The organism is Paenibacillus sp. 2003 (assembly GCF_031455635.1).
Classification (GTDB): domain Bacteria; phylum Bacillota; class Bacilli; order Paenibacillales; family Paenibacillaceae; genus Paenibacillus; species Paenibacillus amylolyticus_B.
In genome coordinates this window covers 295,111-318,077 of the sequence record NZ_JAVDTB010000003.1, presented here as the reverse complement: position 1 = coordinate 318,077, position 22,967 = coordinate 295,111, and the positions used below count along the sequence as shown (strand labels likewise).

Here is a 22,967-nt window from a genome sequence, read left to right as displayed (position 1 = left end):
ACTTGTTTTTCTGATTACCATAATTATGATTCAAACGTCGTTCGTTCCGGGAATTTGCCGCCTTCCCTGAATAAACATCGTACCAGTCGCTGCGCGGCTCGGTTAAAGAAAAAACTCGGACTTACCCCATCCACCTGGACAGGTTCCAGTTCCCTCACACTTTCCTTGATCTTATTCATCTCAATGAGCCCCATCTTTCGCTCATTCGGTCCGAAGCGATATATAACCTTCTCATCGTCCTCCGTCTGTTTCACCAGCAGAATCACAGATGCCATACAGGTTACCCCCTATCGTTACGTTATGAGATTCCATTAATCACTTGCCTACTATAATTATTACCCAGATTCTAGGGGAAGGATATAGGACTTAAGTTAGTTATACCAAAATTAAATATCCTGATATAAAGATTCTCTGGAATGAGTCGTTAGGCTTACAAACACCGTGTTCACACTATCCTTATGGATAGTCACTGTCATGAAAGTGCGTACTGCCCAAGTCGTTTTTCTCCGTTTATACTAACCTTATCTTGAATTCCCAAAGGAGAGAAATATATGTCTACAGCTCAAATATATAGCCACGGTGTCCCGTGGGAAGAAGCATTTAGCGTGGCTCAGGGATACAGCGTTAACGGTATGATCTACATTGCAGGGCAATTTTCGCATGATATGCAGGGGACGTTTATTGGTGTCGATGATATTGAAGCACAGGTTCGTCAGACACTGGATAACCTGGATCGCGTGCTCGCGGGATTTAATGTGACCAAGTCGAACATTGCTGAACTGGAGATTTTTTTAGTTCATCCTCAGGAGCATCTTGAGCCATGTGTTGCCGTGTACAAAGAGTACATCGGTACGCATCGTCCGGCTGTCACGATGGTTGGAACTTCCGGACTCGCCTTTCCTCATCAACTGATTGAGATTCGCGCCGTTGCTCATACCAACTGATCCAAGTCATGTCAAAAGTTGCAGCGCCAAGTAAAATGGCCTGATGAGGTTTCACTTTAACGAAGTTCATATACAAAAAAAGAAGCAGGGCCGGATGAACTCCTAACCTGCTTCTTTATGAATTCTTATTCTTATTATTTGACTTTCACCGTCAGCGTATTACCAGATGAAGTGAGGGATGCCCCAAGCCCTTCTACCAAAACTCTGAGCGGAATGTACGTCGTTCCCTTAATTTCTTTGGGTGCTGCCTGTAGGGTGACTTCTTTCCCGTTAACCTTCACCTTTTTACTACCCAAGGTAAAGATTAGCTTGTACTTGTCTTTGGTAACGGTAATGGTTTGAGTCTTACTGTCCCAAGACGTTTTGGCCTTCAACGCTTTGGCCATCTCACGCAGGGGTACGAGATTCGTGTTATTCATTACAATAGGAGATTCAGTGAAAATAACCTTGGAACCATTCACCTTCACCTGAACAGCAGACTTGATATATTCTGGTTTAGGAGTGGCTTTCTTTTGGGTTGCCGTTGAAGACTTGTTACTTTTCTTGGTACCAGCAATAGTGTTGCCAGTACGCAACTTTCTTCCTCTTACCCCCGTTCGCCCCACACCTCTTGTAATGCAAAACGGAAAATCCGGTCCAATTCTTCAAATTGAATAATCTGCTCATTCTCCATCTGGCCAGCCAGTCGTTCAAAATGCTCGATCTTCTCGGCTAAGAAAGCCTGTACTGCTGGCAACTGCGGCTCCAGATCCAGTTCCTCACCCGCCTTTTTCCGGCGCAGCAATTCATGAATCTCTGTATACAGCGGTGTAGTCGCAGGTACAAGTTCTTGCACCAGCTCTTCGAATGCCATCGGTGGCATCGCATCATAACGTTCAATCCAGCCACAAGCGAGCAATGGACGTAGAACATAGAAATACTTTTTGATCTTCACCTGCTCACCTTGTAAATAATCGCGGAAGTTGCCCTTTGCCATATTCAGATAATGATACATGCAGGACTTGGGTGAGAAGGTCAAAGGCGACAGTGCACGGATATGCTGTGCCACGTTATACCGTTCATCATACTGGATGGGGGATTGCAGCCACTCCAGCAGTGGCGGGTTCGATTTGCGAAACAACTTCAACGCCTTCCGCAGATCCCAACCATTGATATCGAGCTGATCACTGATCGGGCGTTCAATAACATCCCTTTTATCCTCAATCGACAAGTACCATTCCAGCGGTCTTACATACAGGAAACGCACATCGTAATCACTATCCTGGGAAGGAAATCCCCACGCCCGGCTGCCTGATTCACAGGCATAGATGATCCGTACCTGCTCCTCCTGTTCAATCTGCTTCAGCTGTTGTCTAATCATATCTCTCATTTCTTCATGAACGTAGGTCATGGTCAGCCGCCTCCAAATTCCCTCAATTAAATCTCGATCTCTCTCACCCGGTTCGCGAGTGTATCATATCCTGCCACATTCTCGGCAATATACGTCAATACCGTTTCACTCCAACCGTAGATGTAAAAGGTTTTGCCATCCCGTGGCGGTACCATTGCCTGCTGATAAGGTGCTATATCCACAATAAATGCCTTCAACTCCGGATTCATCATCCGGCGATATCGCTCAAGCTCGGCATATAACGGGCTGCCTTCATTCTGCTGTTCATCGGTGATCATAATGATCTGATCCACTTTTTCTCCGATATCCCGAAGTTCCCGCACCGGTCGACCGGTGTCTGTTCCACCTTGTGCGCGAATACGGTGAGCTTGGGAAAGAATGCTTTCATTCATCTTGGGACGAGCATCTTCAACCATATGGTCGAATAACCAGAACAGTGCGTTACCTCCAGTTTGTTTATAAAGCGCCAGCGCCAGTACCGAACCAATCCGTAAATAATCCCCTTGCATGGAACCGGAACGATCCAGGAAAATAGCCGTTCTTCCCGGCAGCGTTGGTAGGTTGCCAATGGATAGCTCTACCGCTTGTCGCAAAGCATCCCGCAACTCTTCCCTCGCAATCATTTCATATGCACTGGCGAATCGGAAAGGCAATATACGCGACTTGCGCAGGGCCTCCACATCCGTTAGACGACGTGTAACAACATCGATATTTTTTGATTTTTCAAAAACACCTGCCCGATCCATTGCGTTCAGATGGCGCAGCAACGCAAAGGTCGGCATTTGTGACATTAACGCCTCCCACATCGTACGTGTCGGTTGCATGATCGAGGTGACCACCGAATACGGGAGTTTACCTTTCTCAATCAGATGCATCCGGCTTGCGGGGTTGGGCGTAGCTTTTAGTTCCTCCAGCGCTTGTAACTGCGGCAGTTCCGTCAGATCCACCTCATGCCCGCGCAAATAACGAAACAAGGATTGCTGCTTCATATCTATCGGCTTGGGATGTGCTGTAGCGATCATATCGCCCAGACTGTATCCACGCCCACGCCCGTTGTATTTGATCGCCCAATACTCAGTAATGCCGTTCAAAAAGAGACTCACCTGACGCTTCACCGCTCGGCCGCCCTGCCCCCGACCCATTCCTCTCAGAATAGTCAGAAAATCGGCCAAATCAGCCGGTGTCTGTACGACTTGGGAGAACACCTTTGCAAACTGAACCGCGTCCACCTTGGACAGAAATGCCAGCCCGTATAGAGGCTGTAACCGCATCAAACCTTCATTACGAGCATAGACCAGCGCCCGCGCCATAAAACCTGCATCAACCTCAGCCATCTCCTGATGACTGACCATTGCATCGTGCATCAGTTGCTGTGTATCTGCATAGAACGTATTGTTTAATGTATTGGTCATCAACATCTGTATATATTGTTCCTCCACCAATCGCTCATAGGCTCCGTAGCCCCCATGATTACGTGTCGTTGGCTGAGGTTGATTAAATAATTGTTTCGCTCTGCTCATCACTCATGACCTCCCGGTGTGAGTCTATTGGCTGTTCTTTCATAATAAAATGTTCCGAGGAAAAAGGTGGGAAGGTATAATACCCGCTCTACCGCTGAGCTACACCGCCATGAACGGCGGCGATTGGATTCGAACCAACGACCTGGTCGATTAACAGTCGAAGTAACCCTCCCTGGCGCCTCGGAACCTTGATCCACAGTGCTTGCTGCTGCCCCGCTTCACATCCTCAATATGCCTCACACATCTGCACGCGAACATGGCGAAAGTATGGCGACGAATCATTTTCTGAAATTGAGTCAATCTTCACAAGTTTAAATGAAACCCGCCACTCTTCCTGCTACAATGAAGGGATAACAAGGAGTGAATGTTCATGGCAAGAGAGAGTTTTGACAAAGAAATTCAGTTCTTACGCATGTTATCCCTAACAAGCGGTGCGTATAACCGCAAACAGTATGCCGAGCGGCTTGGCATATCCGTACATACCTTTGATAAAACCAATCGCAGATTAAAAGAAATCATGCAGACCGTCGCCGACCAACGCTCAGGTGCCGAAGCAAGCCGGGAAATGGCAGATCTCGTCCGCTTCCAATACGGGGAGTCGGCAGAACCCCTGCTGCTCTTCCTCTTCCGCGCCAAGTCGATGAAAGAGACTGAAGTTCAGCGACTTTCTGTCCTTTTGCATACCTTACAACATAAAACCCTGACCGCGATGGAACTGCTGGACGCCTGCTGTGCTGATCTGCCGGAAGATCTGGCACTACCTGACGAGAAAACCATTCGCTCCGACCTGAAGTATCTGGAAGAGGTTGGGGTTATTCGAAAAGAGCCGGGTGGCAGACCGTATCGCTATGCCTTGCAACAGGATGTCCTTACTGAATTAACCGTGGAGGAACAGCTGGAGTTGTATGATTTTGTCGATATGATGGCAAATACCCAAGTTCCTTCCGTACAGGGGTACTTATTGCGGGACAGTCTGAAGAAAGCCATTACCGCAAGTTTTCCGCAAGAAGAAGCCACCGAACCCTATATCTACAAGTATCACTATTATTCTCGTATCCTGGACGAAGCTCATCTCTACACGCTGCTTAGTGCGATTCGTCAGCGCAAGCGTGTGCAGTTCCTATATTATTCACCGAAAAAACCATCCAGCTACAGTTCACAGAATACGAATCCACGCTTTGAACGGGAAGCAGGTGGTCGATCCAACCAGATCGTGCCCCTTGAAGTGATCTATGACCATCAGTATGGTCGTTGGTATGTCATTGGATATCAGGGCCGCCGTGGCTTCGTGAAATTCCGCATGGAAGGCATAACCCAACTGGAGGAAGAGGATTCAGTCGAAGAGGAATACATGCTCGAGTTGAAGCAGCAGTGGACTGACATTAGTCGCTACAGTTGGCTGGTAGATACGGGGAGTACCGTGACAGTTCAAGCTCGCTTTTTCCACCCGGAGCGTGGTCAGCGCAACTTCATTCTGGATCGGGTTCGTCTGCAAGGTCAATGGGGCAAGATCATACCCGAAACGGATCATACCTTTCTCTACGAAATCCAGGTCAACGGTACCACCGAGATCAAACCGTGGTTGCGGAGTTTTGGCTCAAGCTGCGAAATCATCGCACCTCAGAGACTACGCCAGGAGATGATCAAGGAATGGAAGGAGATTGCGGAATATTATGAACCTGTTCGAGAAGATGTTCAATTACCAGATGATGACCCGACTGAATGAAACCGGACTGTTCACCTGGACCTCACAGGAACGGGCCTGGCTTCGCATGATGCTGAATCACCCTGCCGCAAGAGAAGCCCTGAGTGCTGTAACATTGGATAAAATGCACAACATGCTGAATGATGAGCAGGATCTGAATCTTCAGGATTATCTGACCGAAAAAGCCAAAAGTGAGGAAAACAGTGTCTCTCATCCACTACTTAGACGGTTACGATTAATCATTCTTCATCGCCAGGGATTTCGGCTGATCGGTCGCGTCCGTAATGGACGCACAAGCCAGGATGAATTGGGGTTCCCATATAAACTGGAGTATTCCATGGTCAAAAAAGAATGGTACGTGCTCTGGTACGCGCCTCGCATCGACAAACTCATGTCTACCAAGCTGCACAGTATCGTTACCGTGGAAGCTCAACCGATTGAGCGGGATGCCGCTTCGGGGTACACTGCCCGAATTGCTGCAATTACGGAGAAGCGTAAAACGACCATCACCATCGAAGTATTGCCTGAGTTCAATCAGGAGCTGTCCCGAATCCTCTATGCCTTCTCCTGCTTCGAGAAACAGGTCGAGTACATGGAAACCAAGCAGACATATCGGATCGAGCTGACCGTCCCGCGGAATGAGATGGATTACGTCTTATCCAAAATGCGTTTTCTCGGTAAACGGGTTCGAATTGCTGACCACACAGTGATGCGGGAGCGAATGTCCGAAACAGCTGCCAAGGCATTGGCCCGTTATGCGGAAAAAGAGCCTGATAAACATGCCGAATACTCCAATGAAGTTCAGCACCGCCAACCCGAGGAAAAACCGCTCGCAAAAGCCGATGGTCATTGATTTCGTAAAAGTCGGTTAACCCTAGCCCTTTGCTCAAAAACAAACCCATATATAAAAAGGTCTGGATGATCTCATCCAAACCTTTTTGCTGTGCATGAGCCTGACTAGGTTCCACCACTGCTGGCAGCTGAATTTCGTCTCTTGTTAATCGCATGCACTCCCATGACCACTGCAATTAATTCATATGTGTCCAGTTGGTCCGACTGGTTATCCAATACAAATGCCCCTGAACTAAACCAGCCGCTGGTGCGACGGAAACTTGCCACGATGCGTCCACCACTTCCACTGATATCATATTCCTGCGAGAATGCCGGAGCAGACACATCGTACGTACCGCGCGATCCTGCATCATACTCATACTTTTTACTGAAGAAACTAAACCTCGCTCGCAATACTCCCAGATGTCTCCCATCGGTTGCAGTGATATCCCAACGATTGGTTAACAAGCGGAATTTGCCGCTACAGACCAATCCCGAGTTATCGGATACATCGAGCGAAGAGCCAAAGACACTTTTCAAATCCAGATGTCCGGCCTGTTCCTGATTCGGATTCATAATCTCGGTGTAACCCGCGTTAAAAAAATTATCCCTGAAGTATAGTTCCATAATACGTTCTCCTTTCCCTTACATATCCCCTTTCGTTCTCTTTAACCTAGTCTCGCATCGTACACACAATATATCTATATTTATGTATTATTAATGGGGTTGGATTCAAAAATCGGATCATCACTGGATGTAAAAAAAAAACGAGCAACCCTGGTTGCCCGCATCACGTTAAAGTTATCCTGTCATCAGACTTCAACTTTTTTGTTGTTCAGATAAATGGTAGCCCACACCAAGATAACTGCTACGATGACTTCAAATACAATACTCCCCCACATACCGTCCGACCATAATACGCCATTGGCTGTGATTGCAATACCTGTACTTTCTTCGGTGTAACGGAACATCTCATTTGGACTGAAGCGTCCTGTCGTAATTATATTCTCCAACCAGCCAATCAGATTAACGAGGACTAAGAATGCAACGATTCCGATCCATGGTCCAGTTCTCCAACGGAAGCTGCCTGCAATCGAGATCGAAAGGAAGATGATGACAGTCATGAATACCATAACCCAAGCAATAAACAGTAACAAACTAACATAATCCGAAACATGCAGACCCGAAAGATCAATATTGGTAACCACGTTCATTCGGAGTTTCATTGAGATATAGATGTAGGCATGAGTCGTAAATATAATAACTAATCCCAACCCGCAAAGAGCTCCAAAGATCAAAGGAGACAACACATGGGATAGGCCCGTTACGGGTAAAAGACGGCGATTATAAGAGCGGATATTGGACGTGTATGTTTTGATCATCTTCACATAAACAGCCACACCTACCCCAACATAACCCATAATGCCAAGCACAACCCCTGCGACCTCAGACATGAAAAGGGAAAGCGCCACTTGCGCAATAATCAAAATAACCAGCCCGGCCAGCAGTGTATTCCAGTTCCTTCTAAAGTCATACTTCAATAATGTCATCATTCCGCATAGACCTCCTTGAACATCTCATCCACACTTTTCCCATATTTCAGACGGAGCGTTTCCACTTCTTCCCGCATCACCAGCTGACCTTCACGAATGAAGACCACTTCATCAAAAATCCGTTCGATATCATTCACCAGATGTGTGGAAATGATCAGACTGCTGTCTTCATCATAGAATTTGACGATCGCATCCAGAATCTTGCCACGCGCAACCGGATCTACTCCGCCAATCGGTTCATCCAGTAGATACAGACGAGCCTTACGGGATAGCGCCAGTGTTAGTTGTAGTCTCTCATTCATACCTTTCGATAGATGCCGCACCCGATCACTCTCGACAAGGTTCATGAAATCGAGCATCTCCCGTGCCTTCTCCTCGTCAAAATCAGCATAGAAATCGCGGTAGTACGAAATCGCATCCCGCACTTTCATCCACTTCTCGGTTAATGGACGATCCGGCATAAATGAAACCAGTGACTTCGTCTCCAGCCCAACAGGCTTACCTGTGACTTGAATCGTTCCACTGCTTGGATGCAGCAAACCTGCAACCAGTTTCATGAGCGTACTTTTGCCACTGCCGTTGCTACCCAGCAAACCTACGATTCGGCCAGGAGCAATATCCAATGTGATATTACTGAGCGCTTTCTTACTGCCATATGTCTTGTTAATCTGGTTCAGTTCAAGGATGTTACTCATGCGTTTTTCCTCCCTTTCCTTCCGCAACGGCATCGGCTACGATCGATAAGATATCCTGCTCTTCAATCCCCAGTTCCTGCATTCCGGTCAGAAAGCGTTCCAGCAATTCACCGGCCATCTCTTTTTTGATCGTCATAATCTTCCGCTCCTCACTGGTTACATATCTGCCCAAGCCCCGTTTGGTTTCGACCACTTCTTCTCGCTCCAGTTCCTGAAATGTCCGTTGTACTGTATTGGGATTGATCTGTAATTCAGCCGCCAGTTCACGAACCGAAGGGATTTTGTCACCTGCCTGAAGTGTCCCGGTTACAATCTGTCTCTTGATGTACTGCATAATCTGCAGATATATTGGTAAGTTGTTATCAAATTCCATAGTCACAAAGCACTCGCTCCTCTCTGTACTGGTGTGTTAGTTACATAGTACACTAGTGAAATAGTGTTGTAAAGCCCATTTGTTAAAATATATATTCTCTCAATTGATGGGCCAGCTTCGACTATTGATATCCATACAAAAAAAGAGCAGATCGTGAAGATCTGCTCTGCATAACATTATTAATCGTATTGTTATCTTATTCATATGCTTATCCCATAAAAAGAGCCAGCTACACGATATCCAAAGGTACCTTACCTTTAGGCGCAGGGAATGCCTCATCCAACCGGGTGAGTTCCTCTTGTGTCAAAACGATATTCACTGCTGCTGCATTGTCTGCCACATGATTCAGCTGTACCGCCTTGGGAATCGCCAGCACATCTCCATCCCTGATCACCCAGGCTAATGCGATCTGCGAAGTCGTAACTCCTCGACCCTGCGCAATCTCCTGAATGACGGGATGCTCCAACAATTCACTTCGAAGTCTGCCGCCCTGTGCCAGTGGACAATACGCCATAACAGGAACGCTACGTTCGCGCATCCAGGGAAGCAGATCATGTTCGATACCACGCGAAGCTGCATGGTAAAGCACCTGATTCACCATGCACTGAGAACCCTCTGGCAAACTCCATAACTCCTGCATATCCCTTGTATCCAGATTCGATACACCCCAGCGAAGGATTTTACCAGATTGCTTCAACTGTTCCAAGGCCTGAACCGTTTCTTCGAGTGGCACTCCCCCTCGCCAGTGGAGCAAATACATATCCAGATGATCTGTACCAAGACGCGTAAGACTACGCTCACAGGCCGTAATCATCTGCTTGCGATCCGCATGATGGGGATACACTTTGGATACGAGAAAAACTTCGTCACGATGGCCCGAGATGGCCTTTCCCGTAACAACTTCTGCCCCACCTTCTGCATACATCTCCGCCGTATCAATCACGGTCATTCCCAGTTCAATACCGGAACGCAGTGCCCGTATTTCTTCTTCTTGGCTGGATTGCTTCTCTCCCATGTTCCATGTGCCTTGCCCTATCGCAGGCAGGGCAGTTCCATCCGGAAGTAGAATTGTGCGTGTCTGATTATCATGCATCATCTATATTCCTCCATTCTGAAGACTTATGGACATTCTGACCTCTCTAACGATGGTTATACGAATCATATATCATGTTATCACTCACATGTCTCCAGTGGCTCATCATCATGATATACAATTGATCCAGTGGCACTGTGAGGCTACTTTGGGCAACGCTGATGGTCGCATCGACCATATTGCTGTTGACCGTCATCAATTTGCGTTTCATCCCGTTCTGGCGATCCAGAAAGGCTTTCTCGTCCCGCAATTTGACCCCGATCATTTTCTGTCCCATTAATTCATACATAAAAATATTCTCAACGTCTCTCCAGGCCACGGCTCCTCCTGCGGTATAAGAAGATGCATCCACAAACCCATCCTCATCGATTACAAAAGAAGGTTCCTTCTTAATCATCTTTACCAGACTGTAGCAGAAACATAGCCCAAAAAACAAAATGGATAGAAGTCCAATCACATCCGAAAGGATGGAATCATTCGTACCTGAAGAACGATCAAAAATCAAAAAAAATCCGGCTGCCACAAAAAGTGCCGCCCCTGCCGTAAGCCACGCCATTCGTTTCCGGTTTGGATATTCTACATGCTGCTCATAGGATGTGCTCAACGTGACGTTCCTCCTTCATTACGACTGAATCATACGAGTTCTATATAAACGAATGGCTATGAACCAAATACCTGATTGTAGAACAGGAATTGCATTGTCCATTAAACCAAATTCACCGAAGTTAAACATTAAATTAAGACCATTTTTCATCATTTCTGCGCTTATTCAACATTAGGATTCGTCATCCTTCGAGCAATTCCTTTTAACACACCTATATGAATTGAACTAAAGAATTTTTACATGGGTCACTCCGATGACAGAACAACCTTCCGATCGCTGTTATAAAAGTCTCCCCTCCCATCCTTAGTCATATTGTCCTGTCACTTGCTTTCCGTTAATATAAATGGAAAGGTTAGGAAATTAACCAATTCTAATTCATGGTGGGAGGACAAACAATGATGAGTCAGCGCGGCATAACATCGGAAGATCTTTATCAGATTACATGGGTTAATGATCCAACTCCGTCCCCTCAAAGCGGACAACTGGTATATGTAAGCCGGAAAACGAATGAAGCACGTGACGGTTATTGTTCTCACCTGAGACTGCTGCATCTGGGGAGTCAAAAGGACAGGCCCTTTACCTCTGGTGAGAAGGATCATTCCCCTGCCTGGTCGCCCGATGGGTCTCAGCTGGCCTTTTTAAGAGAGGTTGACGGGAAATCCCAAGTGTGGATTATCGCATCAGATGGCGGAGAAGCACAGCAAATCAGTCATCTGAAACATGGCGTCAGTTCCCTGCTCTGGTCACCAGATGGTCATACCATACTTGTGAAATCATCCGTGAATATGAGCGGAGATGAAGAATCAGAACATACAGATCCTATAGACGATAAACCCAAACTGCTGCAAGAACATGTCGTAGACCGGATTCGCATGAAGTCAGATGCCAGTGGATTATGGAACGGTCGCCGTTCCCACCTCTTCGCTCTCGCACCGATCGATGCGGAAGCAATTCCTGTAACTACAGGTCATTATGACGTTGGAGACTATGCCTGGTCCCCGGACGGAACATCCATCGCTTGGATTGCACAGATGCCCGAAGATGGCGAGGATCATAACGATTACACCCTGACCAATCATGTGTACCTTGCCAAGGCAGACGGATCAGATGTGCAGCAGTTGACCCAAGAAGGATATACGTTCAGCCGACTGGCCTTTGCACCGGATGGACAATCCATTGCACTGCTCGCCAGTGACCGTTCCTATGGAAATGCCACACTTGTGAAGTTGTACACCCTTCAGTTATCAGGTGGTGAACTCGTATGTCTGAGCACCGATTGGGACGTACAGTTGAATCACAGCATTGTTGGCGACATGCGATCACATCTGACAACTACGGGGCCTGTATTCAGCAGGGATGGTTCATCCATCCTCTGTCTGGCGACTATCCATGGTAGTGTACGCATCGCCAAATTCGCACGAGACGGCAGCAGTGCCGACTATATATGGCCTGACGAACGGGAGATTTATCAATTTGCCGAGTTGGAAAACGGGCAGATCGTTGCTGCTGTTGCCGATACACAAAATCCTGGTGATCTCTATATGTATGAACAACCGGAAGATCCCGGGGTAGAACCGATTCAACTCACCCGCAGCAATCCACAGTTTGAGGATGAGATCCACCTTAGTACACCGGAAACCTTCTGGTTTAATTCCTCAGATGGCCTGCGTCTGCAAGGTTGGATCATGAAACCTCATGGCATGGTCGACGGGGTCAAAATCCCGACCATTCTGGAGATTCATGGCGGACCGCACATGATGTATGGTTTTACATTTATGCACGAGTTCCAGATTCTCGCTGCACAAGGCTACGCTATTGTGTATATCAATCCACGCGGGGGGCTCGGATACGGGCAGCAATTCGTAGATGCCTGTCGCGGAGATTATGGCGGTGGCGATTATCGCGATCTTATGGAGAGCGTGGATTATGCCCTATCCCAATATGAGTTTATCGATGAATCCAGATTGGGCGTAACCGGGGGCAGTTATGGTGGCTTCATGACCAACTGGATTGTTGGACACACGGACCGCTTTAAGGCCGCTGTTACCCAGCGTTCCATCTCCAACTGGTTATCCTTCTATGGCGTCAGTGACATTGGCTATTTCTTCACGGAAGATCAGATTGGCGGTAACGCGTGGGATGACACGGAGAAACTGTGGAAACATTCCCCGCTCGCTTATGTCGGCAACGTGAGTACTCCGCTGCTCATTTTGCATGGCGAACAGGATCTGCGGTGTCCAATTGAACAGGCCGAGCAATTATACATTGCGTTGAAACGGCGTAAGCAGACAACAAGGCTCGTTCGTTTCCCAGGCGCCAACCACGAGTTGTCCCGTGGAGGTCACCCTCACTTAAGGGTACGCCGTTTGGAGCATATTGCCGGATGGTTTAACGAGTACCTGTAACGGACTACTATTTAGACTATTAATTCAGAGAGTATAGAACCAGATATGGATTCAACCCTAAAAGCCGTCCAATGAAATCTGTTACGATTTCAACGGGCGGCTTTTGGCGTTACCTTATGAATAATAGAAGGATCCGGATCACTATACTTTGAACAACTCAAGCAGGATAGTATTAGGGCGTGTGATTATATTCGTCGCTTACTCTTCGCCCCATACTACGGTAACTTCATTCAGGTCCTTGTTGGTCGCAGACACAGAACCCGTGATCGTTACGGCATATTTGCCATCTTCACGACCCACGATGCTGAAGCCGTCTGCCTGTATATCCTGAGTGTTCTGACTCAAGTTTTTGGTCTGGTAATAGTCTTTGTAGGATGTTCCAACGGTTAGCAACGTTTCTTTGGTTGTGTACGTGAGCACTACTTTTTTGTTACCATCCATGATGTTCTCAATGAGACTTGTCGCCTTCGCATCCTTCGGTAATGGGAAATCTGCTGGCAGATACTTGGACTTCACGCCTGCCGCCTGTGTGTTTGTACCTGTTGAGGGCGATGTCGATCCACTATTGCCTGTGGATGTGGACCCGCCAGAAGAGCTTGAAGAACCGATGCTTACTTTATTGTTTTGGGAATCATACTTCACTTCGGTCTTCAACGCATCGGCAATCGAACGAACGGGGAGATATGTACTTCCTTGATATGTAATTGGTGCAAGCTTTTTGCCCTGGTCACCTGTCGGTGTAAATTTCTGTCCGTTCACTTCGATGGCGAGCCCATGGTTCAGATAAGCTTTGATCGTCTCCAGTTGTGTACCTGCATATACACCTGCCGATCCGGTTAACACCATGCCAATCACACCCGCAGCAATGAAGCACTTTTTGCTTTTCATCCTTAAACGCCTCCTGAGTTCAAATGTCAGCCTTATGCATAATACGATTCAAGACGATCGCTCGATGTACACGAAAGACTCATGTAGTTATGCTCATCTTGTATGGATACGAGCTTATTCGGATAACAGCCCGTTGTTCCACCAAATGTTAGCAATATAATAGCATCTGACAAGGGGTTGTAAATAATATAAGAACAAAACAGGACCAAGGGCGTACAAAAATAGTCTTTGTTGTATGCCTGCTGTTCTCTGGCTCGTTAAGTTGTTCTTATATGAATAAAGTCCTGAATTCCGGACCGTACATATGAAGCTAATCATACACGCACAACAGTTGCGAAATTAACCAATGTATTAGATAATTATTTGTCGATTTGTGGTCAAAGGAACGGAACTCAAGGGGGATTAAATACGATGAATAACAATAACAGTACATTTGATCAGTCTATTAACCGGATCTCTACCGGATCAGAAAAATGGGATGCGCTTGAGGAGATCTTCGGTGCTGCTGATGCGCTTCCGATGTGGGTGGCCGATATGGATTTTGCTGCTCCACCATCCGTCATTCAGGCCCTGCAAACACGGATGGAGCACGGGATTTTTGGTTATACAGTGCGGACTGAAGCGTATCATGCCGCTGTTGCAGACTGGATGGAACGGCGCCACAACTGGAAAATTAACGATGACTGGATTGTGTTCACTCCAGGTATTGTGCCCGCACTCAGTATTGCTGTACAACGATTCACGGGGCCGGGAGATGCAGTGGTCATCCAAACTCCAGTGTATGCGCCCTTCTATGAAGTAGTACGTGGTCAAGGTCGTGAACTGATCAACAATCCTCTGGTAGAGAATAACGGTCATTACACGATGGATTTGGAACAACTGGAATCCAGCTTACAGACCGGTCGGGTCAAAATGCTGATTCTGTGCAGTCCTCATAACCCGGTTGGACGGGTATGGACTCGTGAGGAGCTTAAAGGGCTTACGTCACTGTGTCTGCAATACAACGTACTGATGGTTTCAGATGAAATTCATGCCGATCTTGTTCATCAGCGGGGAACTCATACACCATTGACCCTGATCTCGGACGCCGTCTCTGATCTAAGTATCATCTGTACGGCTCCAAGCAAAACGTTCAATATTCCTGGCCTCTGCACATCCAACATCATTATCCCCAATGCCAAGTTACGGGAATCGTTCGCGCAGGGTGTAAAAACGATGGGACTTGCCAGTATCAGCACACTGGGTGCTGTTGCAACTGAAGCTGCTTACAACGGAGCTGAGGAATGGCTGGATGAGTGCCTTGCCTATATCCGTGGAAATATGGAGTATGTACAGCAATATGTCGCGGAACACATGCCTCAGATTAAAATGCATCTGCCCGAAGCGACCTATCTGTTATGGATGGATTTCCGGGAGCTGAATATCCCACATGCACAACTATGCAACATGCTTCTTCATGAAGCAGGGCTTGCTTTCAATGACGGGAGCTTCTTTGGAACGGAGGGTACAGGGTTCATGCGTATTAATGTAGCCTGTCCACGTTCTACGGTTGAAGAGGCGATGCGCAGATTATCTGCGTTGTTAAGCAATGTGTCGGGCAAATAAGCTGACAGTTACATCTATGTATGTTGCGAACAGAACGTGTACTGTTCGTTAAATGACGAATATTTGTCAAAAGGGTAAAAGGGGTGCCCCGTAGTCAAGTCCATGACTCACATTCATGGTCAATGACTTCACAAGGGGTGCCCTTTTGTATTCAATCATTTTATTTATTCAAAACTAATTAAAACTACAGTGACATCGGCATCGGTGTAATTCTGTCGCACAACCTGTTCAGCAAATCCCGATCATGGCTTATGATCAATAGCCCCAAATTACGCTGGCCAGCCACCCCCATCACGGTATGCCAGATCTGTGCCTGAGTGATCGCATCCAGCATTGTTGTCATCTCATCTGCGATCACGTAACGTGTCGCTGTGCCGAGCGCCCGCGCCACACAGAAACGCTGCAGTTCTCCACCGGATAATTCACTCGGCCTGCGATCCAGCCAGGTTTGCTGAATCCCCAATGCTTCAAGCAACTGTTCATCCTGCACAGACGCCTCCTGAAGTACACGACGCATCCGCCAGCGTGGATTCACAGCCTTCTCCGGGTGCTGAAACACCAGCTGAACCGGACATACGCCTGTACGTGGGAGTGGTTCGCCCTCCAGTAACACTTGTCCTGCCACGGGTTCGGCATATCCTGCAAGGATGCGACCAAGGCTTGTTTTCCCACAGCCACTCGGTCCCCACAAGCCAACGACTTCGCCTTGTTGCACCTGCATATTCATCTGCTGAAACACCCATGATTTCTGATCGTAACGGTAACTTACATTCTGTGCTTCAAGTGGCATGGAGACACCTCACTTCTCCGCCCCGTACCTTACGAAGCTCTGGACGTTCGCGGGTACATGCAACGGTTGCTGCGCTACATCGGGGAGCAAATGAACATCCTGCCGTGATCTCTTGACCTGCCAATGGCTGGGAGCCTGGGAGTGGCTGAAATCCGTTCTGCGGCAACGCATTCCAGAGCGCTTTTGTATAAGGATGGCGCAGAAGTTCTCCATTCCCTTTAAAATCATCAACCTGCGCCGTCTCTACATTGGCCCCCGCGTAAAATACAGCGATGCGATCCGCTACCGTCAGGGCTGTCGTGATATCATGAGTAATCCACAGAATTCCTACACCTTCATTCGCAAGCTTGCGAAATTGCTTCATTGTCTCGGCCAGTACTTCGGGATGAATGCCTGGTGTCGGCTCATCGGCAATGATCAGCTTGGGCTGACCTGAGGTCGCTGTAGCCATCAACACCCGCCTTGCCATACCTCCGGACAACTCAAACGGGTATTTCCCGGCTGTTTCTTGAGGAAGATGATAACGATCCGTCAGCTCCTGCTCCGTCTTTTTCAAGTGGGTTTGATTCATGAATCTACGCTTCCTTCCCAAATCTCGAGTTATCGGCTGAACTTGCCTTCCCACCTTCATCAGCGGGTCCAAATAACTGACGGATTGCGGGATTAACATCAGCTCATCACCACGCAGATGAAGCTGCCGCTCTGGAGTCAATGGCTCGCCACTATAGCTTATTCTCCCCTCCAACCTGGCATTGGCAGGCAGAATGCCCATAATGGCCTGCGCCAGCACACTTTTACCTGATCCGCTTGCGCCTACTACAGCCATGATCTCACCCTCGTTTATGGAAAGATCCAGATTCTGAATGACATAAGTCTGTTCGTGCCCAAACCAGCCGCGAGCGCGCCGAAATGACACCGATACTCCCTCAATATCAAGCAGAGCCATATTTACCTCACCTCCCTTGAACTACCTGTACCCGTCAATGTCTTCAGACTGTTGCCCAATACATCAAACGCACGAACAACCAGCAACAATGCCAGTCCAGGGAAAAAAGCGAGCCACCACATGCCAGCAGATAAATATCTCATCGACTCTGACAAAATAATTCCAATTGCCGGTTGCTGCGGGGACAACCCCAGCCCCAGAAACGTAATGGCTGCTTCATGCAAAATCGCATGGGGAAAGATTAGCAATACGCCCACGAACAGCTGCGGGACCAGATGTGGCAGCATATGTTGCACCGCAATCTGTAACCGCGATTGACCCAACCTGTGTGAAATCTGAATGTATTCTGCGGATTTCAGTTGAATCATCTCCGCTCTTACAATCCGAGCCAGATTTGGCCAGTGAGTCAGCGCAATCGCTGCCGCCACTCCTGCCAAACCTCCACCGAATACAAAGGCCAGCATAACCAGCGATACCAGATGAGGTACACTCAGGAACAGGTCGATAATCCATGAGATTACCCGGTCAGCAGCCTTGCTTGAAGCGGCAGCCAAACCCAATAGCATTGCGATCAATCCGCCACCACATGCAGCAAGTAATCCCACTTGAATGCTGGTTGCCAAACCTTTTAATGTACGCATGAACATATCTCTTCCAAGCCAATCCGTGCCAAATGGATGCGCCCAGGTTGGAGCCAAATTCCGATCCATTAATGAAGTCAGCGTAGAACCAGCCGGAAGCAGCCTGCCCGTCAACCACACAATGGCAATCCAGATCACCGCGAGGCTTCCCCAGATCACCGCTCTTTGGCGAGGATTTCGGAAACGTTGATTGCTGGCAGCCGCATAATCTTTTCTCGTTTGGCGTGTTGTTCCTGTTCCTTCTCCATTCTCAGCTTGTAGAGACCCCGTATTAACGTTGTACCGTACCTCTTGATTCGCAGTTTTCACTTTCTGTACTCGGGCTGTTTCTGCCGTCTGCTCGGAGGAGCGTTCTAGCGTCTGCTTCATGACATCAGCTCCTCCTTCATCCGTGGATCAATCAAGCGATACAGAATGTCGGCCACCATATTACCTGTGAAAACAAAAATCGCACTGCACATCACAAGTCCAAGCAGCAGTGGAACATCTCCACGCAACCCCGCCTGAACCGTTGCCTGACCAAGGCCGGGGTATGAAAATACCTGTTCTGCAAGCACAGCCCCACCGAACAGTTCACTGAACGAAGCAAACTGCAGCGTGATGGCTGGCAAAACAACATGTCTGAACCCATGCCGACGGAACAGCTGAAATCCACGCTCCCCCCGCGCTCTCGCAAACAGAATATAATCCGACTCCAGCACATCCGTAAGCTTCTGCCGGGTATGCAAAGCGATGGAAGCTACTCCGGTCAGACTGAGAGTCAACGCTGGCAGAATCATATGAATAGCCCGATCTCCCCAGGTCACCTGGTCAGCCGACATCCCTGCGGGTACCCCAAGGCCAACTGGAAGCCATCCGAGCCACACCCCAAATACCATCAGCAGCAACAGCGCAATCCAGAATACCGGCGTGGAGGCAAGCGTATAACAATACCAGCAGATCAGACGATCCAGCTTCGAATCCCGTCTCATGGCAGCAACTACACCAAGAGTGAAACCAATGATGCCGGATAATATCCAAGCTACAGCCATAAGCGCGACAGAATTCATGAACCGTTCCTGAATAATATCCGCTACAGGTTGTCTGTAGATCATCGAAGTTCCCAGATCTCCCTGAATAAGCGCTTGTCCCCAAGTGAGCAATCGTTCTGTAGGGGATTCATTCAATCCCCACCGTTCTTCGATAAGACTGCGCTGTTCGGCGCTTACCCTGATCATGTCTCCACCAATGTAGGCTTCAATCGGGTCCACAGGAGAGAATTGCATTAATAGAAAAGACAACACACTGACTCCAACCAATAAAGATACAAGTCGCAACACTTTAAAACCAACAAATCTGGCCCATCCATTTCTGCCCGTCATCCAATCTCTCCCCAATTCAGGCTAAAGCTACTGCTAGGTTTCCTATTTCCTACTTCGTGCTGTTATCCCAGGACCATTCCTCCAGATTGGTTGTCACCGGCCAGCCGTGACCATGGGGATGGATCTGCTGCTCACCAATGTTCAGTCCTTTCGTAACCAGATACAGATGATCTATATTTACGAGCCACGCCCAAGGTGCATCCCCCTGATAACTGAAACCTGTTGTGCCATCCCATTCCGCTTTTTGCCAGAAGGGCAATGCCTCTTCCTCACTGGTTGCCTGAAGGGCCTTCTCCATCCATGAATCCACGACAGGATTACTGTACAGTCCCACATTATAATATCCTTCTCCCTTGTGGGTACTGCTATAGAGGTTATACGTCTCCAGTGGATCATGGCTGCCCCAACCAAATAATACAGCGTTGGAGTAAGCCAGCTTTTTCGTCTCTTCACGGCTTTTGCCTTCAACATTGATTTTAATTCCCGCCTGGGCAACCATATCCGCAGAAGCTAACGCCAGAGATTGTCTTGTTAAATCACCTGCAAAATAAAGCAGATTGAACTCGGCCTTAACGCCTTTTTTCTCGACGATACCGTCACCATCCGCATCTACCCAGCCACCAGCGGCCAGAATCTGCTTCGCTTCTTCGAGATTGGCATCTGTAAATACAGCTTCCGCATTACTCCAAGGCAGATCATCACTAACGGAATAGGCTGGACGACCGTACCCTTCCAGTACACCCTCAACCAAAGCCTTACGATCAATCACAACATTCACCGCTTGGCGAATGGCCAGATCGGATGTCACATTATTTCCTGCGGGAAGACCATCTCCCGACTTGGCACCAGCAGGTTGCATGGGGAACATGATGCCACGGTTATCTACGGTTTTCACGGCCTCCAATGTCATGCCATTCACCTGTTGTTTGCTAAACGCTGCCGGGATAGCAGCGATATCCACCGTACCTGCCTGTGCAGCGGCGTAGGCTGCATCTTCATCCAGATAGAGGAAGGTGAGTTTGTGGAATGCAGACTTGTTACCGTAATATTCTTCATTGGCTTCAACGATAGCCTGTTGTCCTTTGTCCCACTGAACCAGCTTGTACGGTCCTGATCCGACCGGGTGTTCTGCATAATCAGCGCCATAGGCGTGTTCAGGTACAATGCCAAGTGTCGTCAGCAGACTGATGAATGTAGACTGCGGCGACTTCAGTGTAAATACAACCGTGCTATCATCAGGTGCCTTCACATCAGCCATATTTGTCAAATCAATGACAGACCCACTCTGAGCAGCCGTATCAAACGTAAATTTTACATCTTCAGCCGTAAGCGGCTCCCCATCAGAGAATTTTACATCGTTCCGAAGTGTAACCGTCCAGGTCAGCCCATCTTCACTAACTGAGTATGCCGTTGCCAGATCGTTAACCAGTTGTAGCTTGGCATCCCTCTTCAGCAAGGTACTCTGGAAAAGTGGTGACCCATATTGCCCCCATCCGGTTGTTGGATCAAACCCACCTTCCGGCTCGGTGCCAACGGCCAGCACCAATTCGTCTTTGGTTGAGGTTGTTCCTGATTGTCCATCCTCTACTGACGAAGCTGTTGGCGCTGTGCCCTGTGCACAACCAGATAAACCAATGGAACATGCAAGCAAGATGCCTAATCCTGTTCTAACTTTTCGTTTTCCCCATCTCCATGAAAATCTGCCCATTCTGGTCGTTCCCCCTCTAAATATGTGCTGCACTCCCTTTTTTCGTGTTACTTTTTAGAGAAATTGTAGCACAAAACATAAATCATATGTCAACAAAGTTCACTTCATAATCCATATTTTTTCATTTTTCAGAATCAATAAATAAAAAGTTATATAACCGAGCATTTGTAGCGCTCTATAAAGTCAGGTATTATAACAAACAAAAAAACAGACAGTTGGCATCTAACCAATAGTCTGTTTTTTAGATTTGCTATATTTTCATAGAAATTACACTCGTATTTGTCTTACTCCGTAGAGCGATGATGATGATGATGGCTGTGACCATGCTGCCCCGCACTGTGATTATGATCCAGGCTTTGAATTGGATTGCCATCCTGACCGCTACTCTGAGCATGAGCCAGTTTGTTGAGTTCATCTACATAAGTCACAGACAGCTCCGCATACAAAACACCTTTTTGCACCTGGATCTGCTGATGCAGATGACGCAATCGCCCCAGATTCCCTCGTACGGCAATAACCTCCAGGCATTGGTCATGGTTCAGGTGCACGTGCATATTGGAAATGATGTCATGATGCGCCTCATGTTGCAGCTCCATCAAACGAATGGGAAGATCACTGATATGGTGATCGTAGACCATCACAATGGTGCCTGCCACATCCTGGTCGGATTGTAATGCAGAAGGTTGCAGTAATGTTTTGCGAACAAGATCACGGAAAGCCTCAGATCGGTTTTTGTATCCCTGTTCCTCAATATAATGGTCAAACTGCTCAATCAGAGGTGTAGGAAACGCCACCCCGAACCGGGTCAAATCTTCTTTATCTGCCATACTTCTCCTCCTGCGCCCTCATTTGCTTCGAGTGTACCACAGACTTGTCTGCTCATCGACTACACTGTTGCATGAATCGTACTGCCGAATGTATCGCCTGTTGTCCAGCGTCACTCTCCAGATCAAATTGATAATCATGTCCCAGCTTCTCTGATGAGTTCGAGAAAAACAAGGTTTCCACCTCAACATCAAGGCGCTTCAATACTTGTGCCAGTTCAATCGATTGACTGGTCAACGGGTCATCATTGCCTGAGGTAATAAATGCAGGCGGATACGCTGCTGTGGCCTGAAGCACGGTCGACATTTCATTCAGTCGTGGATAGTCTTCAAATGTTTTGATTCCGGTGTATGACCAGAGAAATGTCCGTATGAGCGGAAATCCCGTTTCCGCTACTGTACTCAGATTATAAGGACCACAGAATAGAAGAACCCCACGCAACTCTTCCGGCTGGGCGGCTGGTGTTATATTCATCAGTTTGGCGAGAGAAGGATTGGTCACCACTGCCGCGGTCTGACTTGCAATCTGGGCACCTGCCGAATTGCCTGCGAGAAATATGTTTTCCGGGTCACCCTGATAATCACTGATATGTTTCTTCACGTAACTCAAAGCCTGATTCGTCTGGACCACAGGAATGGGATATTTCATATCCGGTGCGAGCGCATAATTCATACTGACCACAACATAGCCCTGTTTGGCTAATTGAACGGCATAATCTGCGATATCCTCTTTATCACCCAAGACCCATCCACCGCCATGAACCCACAACACAACAGGCAAAGGTTCCGATGTTACGGAAGGATAATAGATATCCAGCGTACTGTCATTACGCCCTTCATCTACATAGGGTACATCCACAACACGAGTTACGCCTCCCGAGATCATACTATCCTTGCCGTTCGTATCTGGATTAGAAATCTCAATAAATGATTTTAATAAAAACACCGTTATTTTAGGTGTCCATTGTGCACCAATCCCAATAAAACCTATGATCAAAATGAGTACAACGCTGGGAATCCAGTACCGTTTACGTTTAAAACCTTTTGCCCCCGTACGTTTCGTTTCCAATTTGGACTGCAATAGTTCCACC

General features: G+C 47.7%; 23 protein-coding genes. 5 read left to right on the top strand and 18 right to left on the bottom strand.

Annotation, left to right across the window (positions count from 1 at the left end; genetic code table 11):
* Positions 1-23 precede the first annotated feature (23 nt).
* The gene (locus J2X75_RS16885) at positions 24-275 is read right to left on the bottom strand and encodes an RNA-binding protein (protein ID WP_047841868.1); all 252 of its coding nucleotides are present in this window, start codon (positions 273-275) and stop codon (positions 24-26) included.
* Positions 276-551: 276 nt separating this feature from the next.
* Between J2X75_RS16885 and J2X75_RS16880 the strand changes: the two genes are divergently transcribed.
* Positions 552-944: a RidA family protein gene (locus J2X75_RS16880; RefSeq protein ID WP_310338058.1), complete on the top strand. Its 393-nt coding sequence runs from the start codon at positions 552-554 to the stop codon at positions 942-944.
* Between the two features lie 134 nt (positions 945-1,078).
* On the opposite strand, the gene J2X75_RS16875 is transcribed toward J2X75_RS16880, so the two are convergent.
* From J2X75_RS16875 to J2X75_RS16865, 3 genes are read right to left on the bottom strand one after another with little or no spacing between them, the layout of a single operon-like run.
* A complete protein-coding gene (locus J2X75_RS16875) occupies positions 1,079-1,519 on the bottom strand; it encodes a copper amine oxidase N-terminal domain-containing protein (RefSeq protein WP_310338056.1) in 441 nt (146 codons plus the stop codon).
* Positions 1,520-1,530: 11 nt separating this feature from the next.
* Positions 1,531-2,334: a nucleotidyltransferase domain-containing protein gene (locus J2X75_RS16870; protein ID WP_310338054.1), complete on the bottom strand. Its 804-nt coding sequence runs from the start codon at positions 2,332-2,334 to the stop codon at positions 1,531-1,533.
* Between the two features lie 26 nt (positions 2,335-2,360).
* Entirely contained in the window at positions 2,361-3,854 is a 1,494-nt protein-coding gene (locus J2X75_RS16865; RefSeq protein ID WP_310338052.1) for a TROVE domain-containing protein, read from the bottom strand.
* Between the two features lie 370 nt (positions 3,855-4,224).
* Between J2X75_RS16865 and J2X75_RS16860 the strand changes: the two genes are divergently transcribed.
* Both J2X75_RS16860 and J2X75_RS16855 read left to right on the top strand, forming a co-directional pair.
* Positions 4,225-5,580, top strand: a complete 1,356-nt coding sequence (locus J2X75_RS16860) for a helix-turn-helix transcriptional regulator (RefSeq protein ID WP_310338051.1) — start codon at positions 4,225-4,227, stop codon at positions 5,578-5,580.
* Positions 5,528-6,412, top strand: coding sequence for a WYL domain-containing protein (locus tag J2X75_RS16855; RefSeq protein WP_310338050.1), 885 nt, complete (start codon positions 5,528-5,530; stop codon positions 6,410-6,412). The genes J2X75_RS16860 and J2X75_RS16855 overlap by 53 nt, the downstream gene beginning before the upstream one ends.
* A 104-nt stretch (positions 6,413-6,516) precedes the next feature.
* Here J2X75_RS16855 and J2X75_RS16850 read toward each other — a convergent pair whose 3' ends face one another.
* From J2X75_RS16850 to J2X75_RS16825, 6 genes are all read right to left on the bottom strand, one after another.
* Positions 6,517-7,017: an LURP-one-related family protein gene (locus tag J2X75_RS16850; protein ID WP_310338048.1), complete on the bottom strand. Its 501-nt coding sequence runs from the start codon at positions 7,015-7,017 to the stop codon at positions 6,517-6,519.
* Between the two features lie 185 nt (positions 7,018-7,202).
* Positions 7,203-7,943, bottom strand: coding sequence for a hypothetical protein (locus tag J2X75_RS16845; protein WP_210109606.1), 741 nt, complete (start codon positions 7,941-7,943; stop codon positions 7,203-7,205).
* On the bottom strand, positions 7,940-8,638 hold the full coding sequence (locus tag J2X75_RS16840) for an ABC transporter ATP-binding protein (RefSeq protein ID WP_307539321.1): 699 nt from the start codon (positions 8,636-8,638) through the stop codon (positions 7,940-7,942). Before J2X75_RS16840 ends, J2X75_RS16845 begins: the two co-directional genes overlap by 4 nt.
* Complete coding sequence (locus tag J2X75_RS16835; protein ID WP_091015665.1) at positions 8,631-9,017, bottom strand: GntR family transcriptional regulator; 387 nt, start codon at positions 9,015-9,017, stop codon at positions 8,631-8,633. The genes J2X75_RS16840 and J2X75_RS16835 overlap by 8 nt, the downstream gene beginning before the upstream one ends.
* Positions 9,018-9,240: 223 nt before the next feature.
* On the bottom strand, positions 9,241-10,107 hold the full coding sequence (locus J2X75_RS16830; RefSeq protein ID WP_310338045.1) for an aldo/keto reductase: 867 nt from the start codon (positions 10,105-10,107) through the stop codon (positions 9,241-9,243).
* A 43-nt stretch (positions 10,108-10,150) separates the two neighbouring features.
* Positions 10,151-10,708, bottom strand: coding sequence for an STM3941 family protein (locus J2X75_RS16825; protein ID WP_307539327.1), 558 nt, complete (start codon positions 10,706-10,708; stop codon positions 10,151-10,153).
* 395 nt (positions 10,709-11,103) lie between these two features.
* Between J2X75_RS16825 and J2X75_RS16820 the strand changes: the two genes are divergently transcribed.
* Positions 11,104-13,113, top strand: coding sequence for a S9 family peptidase (locus J2X75_RS16820; protein WP_310338044.1), 2,010 nt, complete (start codon positions 11,104-11,106; stop codon positions 13,111-13,113).
* A gap of 198 nt (positions 13,114-13,311) precedes the next feature.
* Here J2X75_RS16820 and J2X75_RS16815 read toward each other — a convergent pair whose 3' ends face one another.
* Positions 13,312-14,001, bottom strand: a complete 690-nt coding sequence (locus tag J2X75_RS16815) for a stalk domain-containing protein (RefSeq protein WP_310338043.1) — start codon at positions 13,999-14,001, stop codon at positions 13,312-13,314.
* Between the two features lie 411 nt (positions 14,002-14,412).
* On the opposite strand from J2X75_RS16815, the gene J2X75_RS16810 reads away from it, so the two are divergent.
* Entirely contained in the window at positions 14,413-15,606 is a 1,194-nt protein-coding gene (locus J2X75_RS16810) for a MalY/PatB family protein (protein ID WP_310338041.1), read from the top strand.
* 184 nt (positions 15,607-15,790) lie between these two features.
* On the opposite strand, the gene J2X75_RS16805 is transcribed toward J2X75_RS16810, so the two are convergent.
* From J2X75_RS16805 to J2X75_RS16775, 7 genes are all read right to left on the bottom strand, one after another.
* Positions 15,791-16,396 carry an ABC transporter ATP-binding protein gene (locus J2X75_RS16805; protein WP_310338040.1) on the bottom strand — a complete coding sequence of 202 codons (606 nt, stop codon included), beginning with the start codon at positions 16,394-16,396 and terminating at the stop codon, positions 15,791-15,793.
* A complete protein-coding gene (locus tag J2X75_RS16800; RefSeq protein WP_310338037.1) occupies positions 16,386-17,342 on the bottom strand; it encodes an ABC transporter ATP-binding protein in 957 nt (318 codons plus the stop codon). Before J2X75_RS16800 ends, J2X75_RS16805 begins: the two co-directional genes overlap by 11 nt.
* Before the next feature lie 2 nt (positions 17,343-17,344).
* Positions 17,345-18,352 carry an ABC transporter permease gene (locus J2X75_RS16795; protein ID WP_310338035.1) on the bottom strand — a complete coding sequence of 336 codons (1,008 nt, stop codon included), beginning with the start codon at positions 18,350-18,352 and terminating at the stop codon, positions 17,345-17,347.
* Positions 18,349-19,344, bottom strand: a complete 996-nt coding sequence (locus tag J2X75_RS16790; protein ID WP_307539342.1) for an ABC transporter permease — start codon at positions 19,342-19,344, stop codon at positions 18,349-18,351. The genes J2X75_RS16795 and J2X75_RS16790 overlap by 4 nt, the downstream gene beginning before the upstream one ends.
* Positions 19,345-19,393: 49 nt before the next feature.
* A complete protein-coding gene (locus J2X75_RS16785; RefSeq protein WP_310338033.1) occupies positions 19,394-21,052 on the bottom strand; it encodes an ABC transporter substrate-binding protein in 1,659 nt (552 codons plus the stop codon).
* Positions 21,053-21,336: 284 nt separating this feature from the next.
* Complete coding sequence (gene nikR / locus J2X75_RS16780) at positions 21,337-21,879, bottom strand: nickel-responsive transcriptional regulator NikR (protein WP_091015683.1); 543 nt, start codon at positions 21,877-21,879, stop codon at positions 21,337-21,339.
* A 52-nt stretch (positions 21,880-21,931) separates the two neighbouring features.
* Positions 21,932-22,957: an alpha/beta hydrolase gene (locus tag J2X75_RS16775; RefSeq protein ID WP_310338030.1), complete on the bottom strand. Its 1,026-nt coding sequence runs from the start codon at positions 22,955-22,957 to the stop codon at positions 21,932-21,934.
* Positions 22,958-22,967: the final 10 nt, after the last annotated feature.

What these genes read in the sequence shown, in the direction of transcription:
- nikR (WP_091015683.1), bottom strand. Translation starts at nt 21,879, where the DNA reads ATGGCAGATAAAGAAGATTTGACCCGGTTCGGGGTGGCGTTTCCTACA.
- J2X75_RS16795 (WP_310338035.1), bottom strand. Translation starts at nt 18,352, where the DNA reads ATGAAGCAGACGCTAGAACGCTCCTCCGAGCAGACGGCAGAAACAGCC.
- J2X75_RS16860 (WP_310338051.1), top strand. Translation starts at nt 4,225, where the DNA reads ATGGCAAGAGAGAGTTTTGACAAAGAAATTCAGTTCTTACGCATGTTA.
- J2X75_RS16790 (WP_307539342.1), bottom strand. Translation starts at nt 19,344, where the DNA reads ATGACGGGCAGAAATGGATGGGCCAGATTTGTTGGTTTTAAAGTGTTG.
- J2X75_RS16785 (WP_310338033.1), bottom strand. Translation starts at nt 21,052, where the DNA reads ATGGGCAGATTTTCATGGAGATGGGGAAAACGAAAAGTTAGAACAGGA.
- J2X75_RS16830 (WP_310338045.1), bottom strand. Translation starts at nt 10,107, where the DNA reads ATGATGCATGATAATCAGACACGCACAATTCTACTTCCGGATGGAACT.
- J2X75_RS16815 (WP_310338043.1), bottom strand. Translation starts at nt 14,001, where the DNA reads ATGAAAAGCAAAAAGTGCTTCATTGCTGCGGGTGTGATTGGCATGGTG.
- J2X75_RS16805 (WP_310338040.1), bottom strand. Translation starts at nt 16,396, where the DNA reads ATGCCACTTGAAGCACAGAATGTAAGTTACCGTTACGATCAGAAATCA.
- J2X75_RS16855 (WP_310338050.1), top strand. Translation starts at nt 5,528, where the DNA reads ATGAACCTGTTCGAGAAGATGTTCAATTACCAGATGATGACCCGACTG.
- J2X75_RS16870 (WP_310338054.1), bottom strand. Translation starts at nt 2,334, where the DNA reads ATGACCTACGTTCATGAAGAAATGAGAGATATGATTAGACAACAGCTG.
- J2X75_RS16850 (WP_310338048.1), bottom strand. Translation starts at nt 7,017, where the DNA reads ATGGAACTATACTTCAGGGATAATTTTTTTAACGCGGGTTACACCGAG.
- J2X75_RS16820 (WP_310338044.1), top strand. Translation starts at nt 11,104, where the DNA reads ATGATGAGTCAGCGCGGCATAACATCGGAAGATCTTTATCAGATTACA.
- J2X75_RS16810 (WP_310338041.1), top strand. Translation starts at nt 14,413, where the DNA reads ATGAATAACAATAACAGTACATTTGATCAGTCTATTAACCGGATCTCT.
- J2X75_RS16885 (WP_047841868.1), bottom strand. Translation starts at nt 275, where the DNA reads ATGGCATCTGTGATTCTGCTGGTGAAACAGACGGAGGACGATGAGAAG.
- J2X75_RS16845 (WP_210109606.1), bottom strand. Translation starts at nt 7,943, where the DNA reads ATGATGACATTATTGAAGTATGACTTTAGAAGGAACTGGAATACACTG.
- J2X75_RS16800 (WP_310338037.1), bottom strand. Translation starts at nt 17,342, where the DNA reads ATGGCTCTGCTTGATATTGAGGGAGTATCGGTGTCATTTCGGCGCGCT.
- J2X75_RS16880 (WP_310338058.1), top strand. Translation starts at nt 552, where the DNA reads ATGTCTACAGCTCAAATATATAGCCACGGTGTCCCGTGGGAAGAAGCA.
- J2X75_RS16840 (WP_307539321.1), bottom strand. Translation starts at nt 8,638, where the DNA reads ATGAGTAACATCCTTGAACTGAACCAGATTAACAAGACATATGGCAGT.
- J2X75_RS16865 (WP_310338052.1), bottom strand. Translation starts at nt 3,854, where the DNA reads ATGAGCAGAGCGAAACAATTATTTAATCAACCTCAGCCAACGACACGT.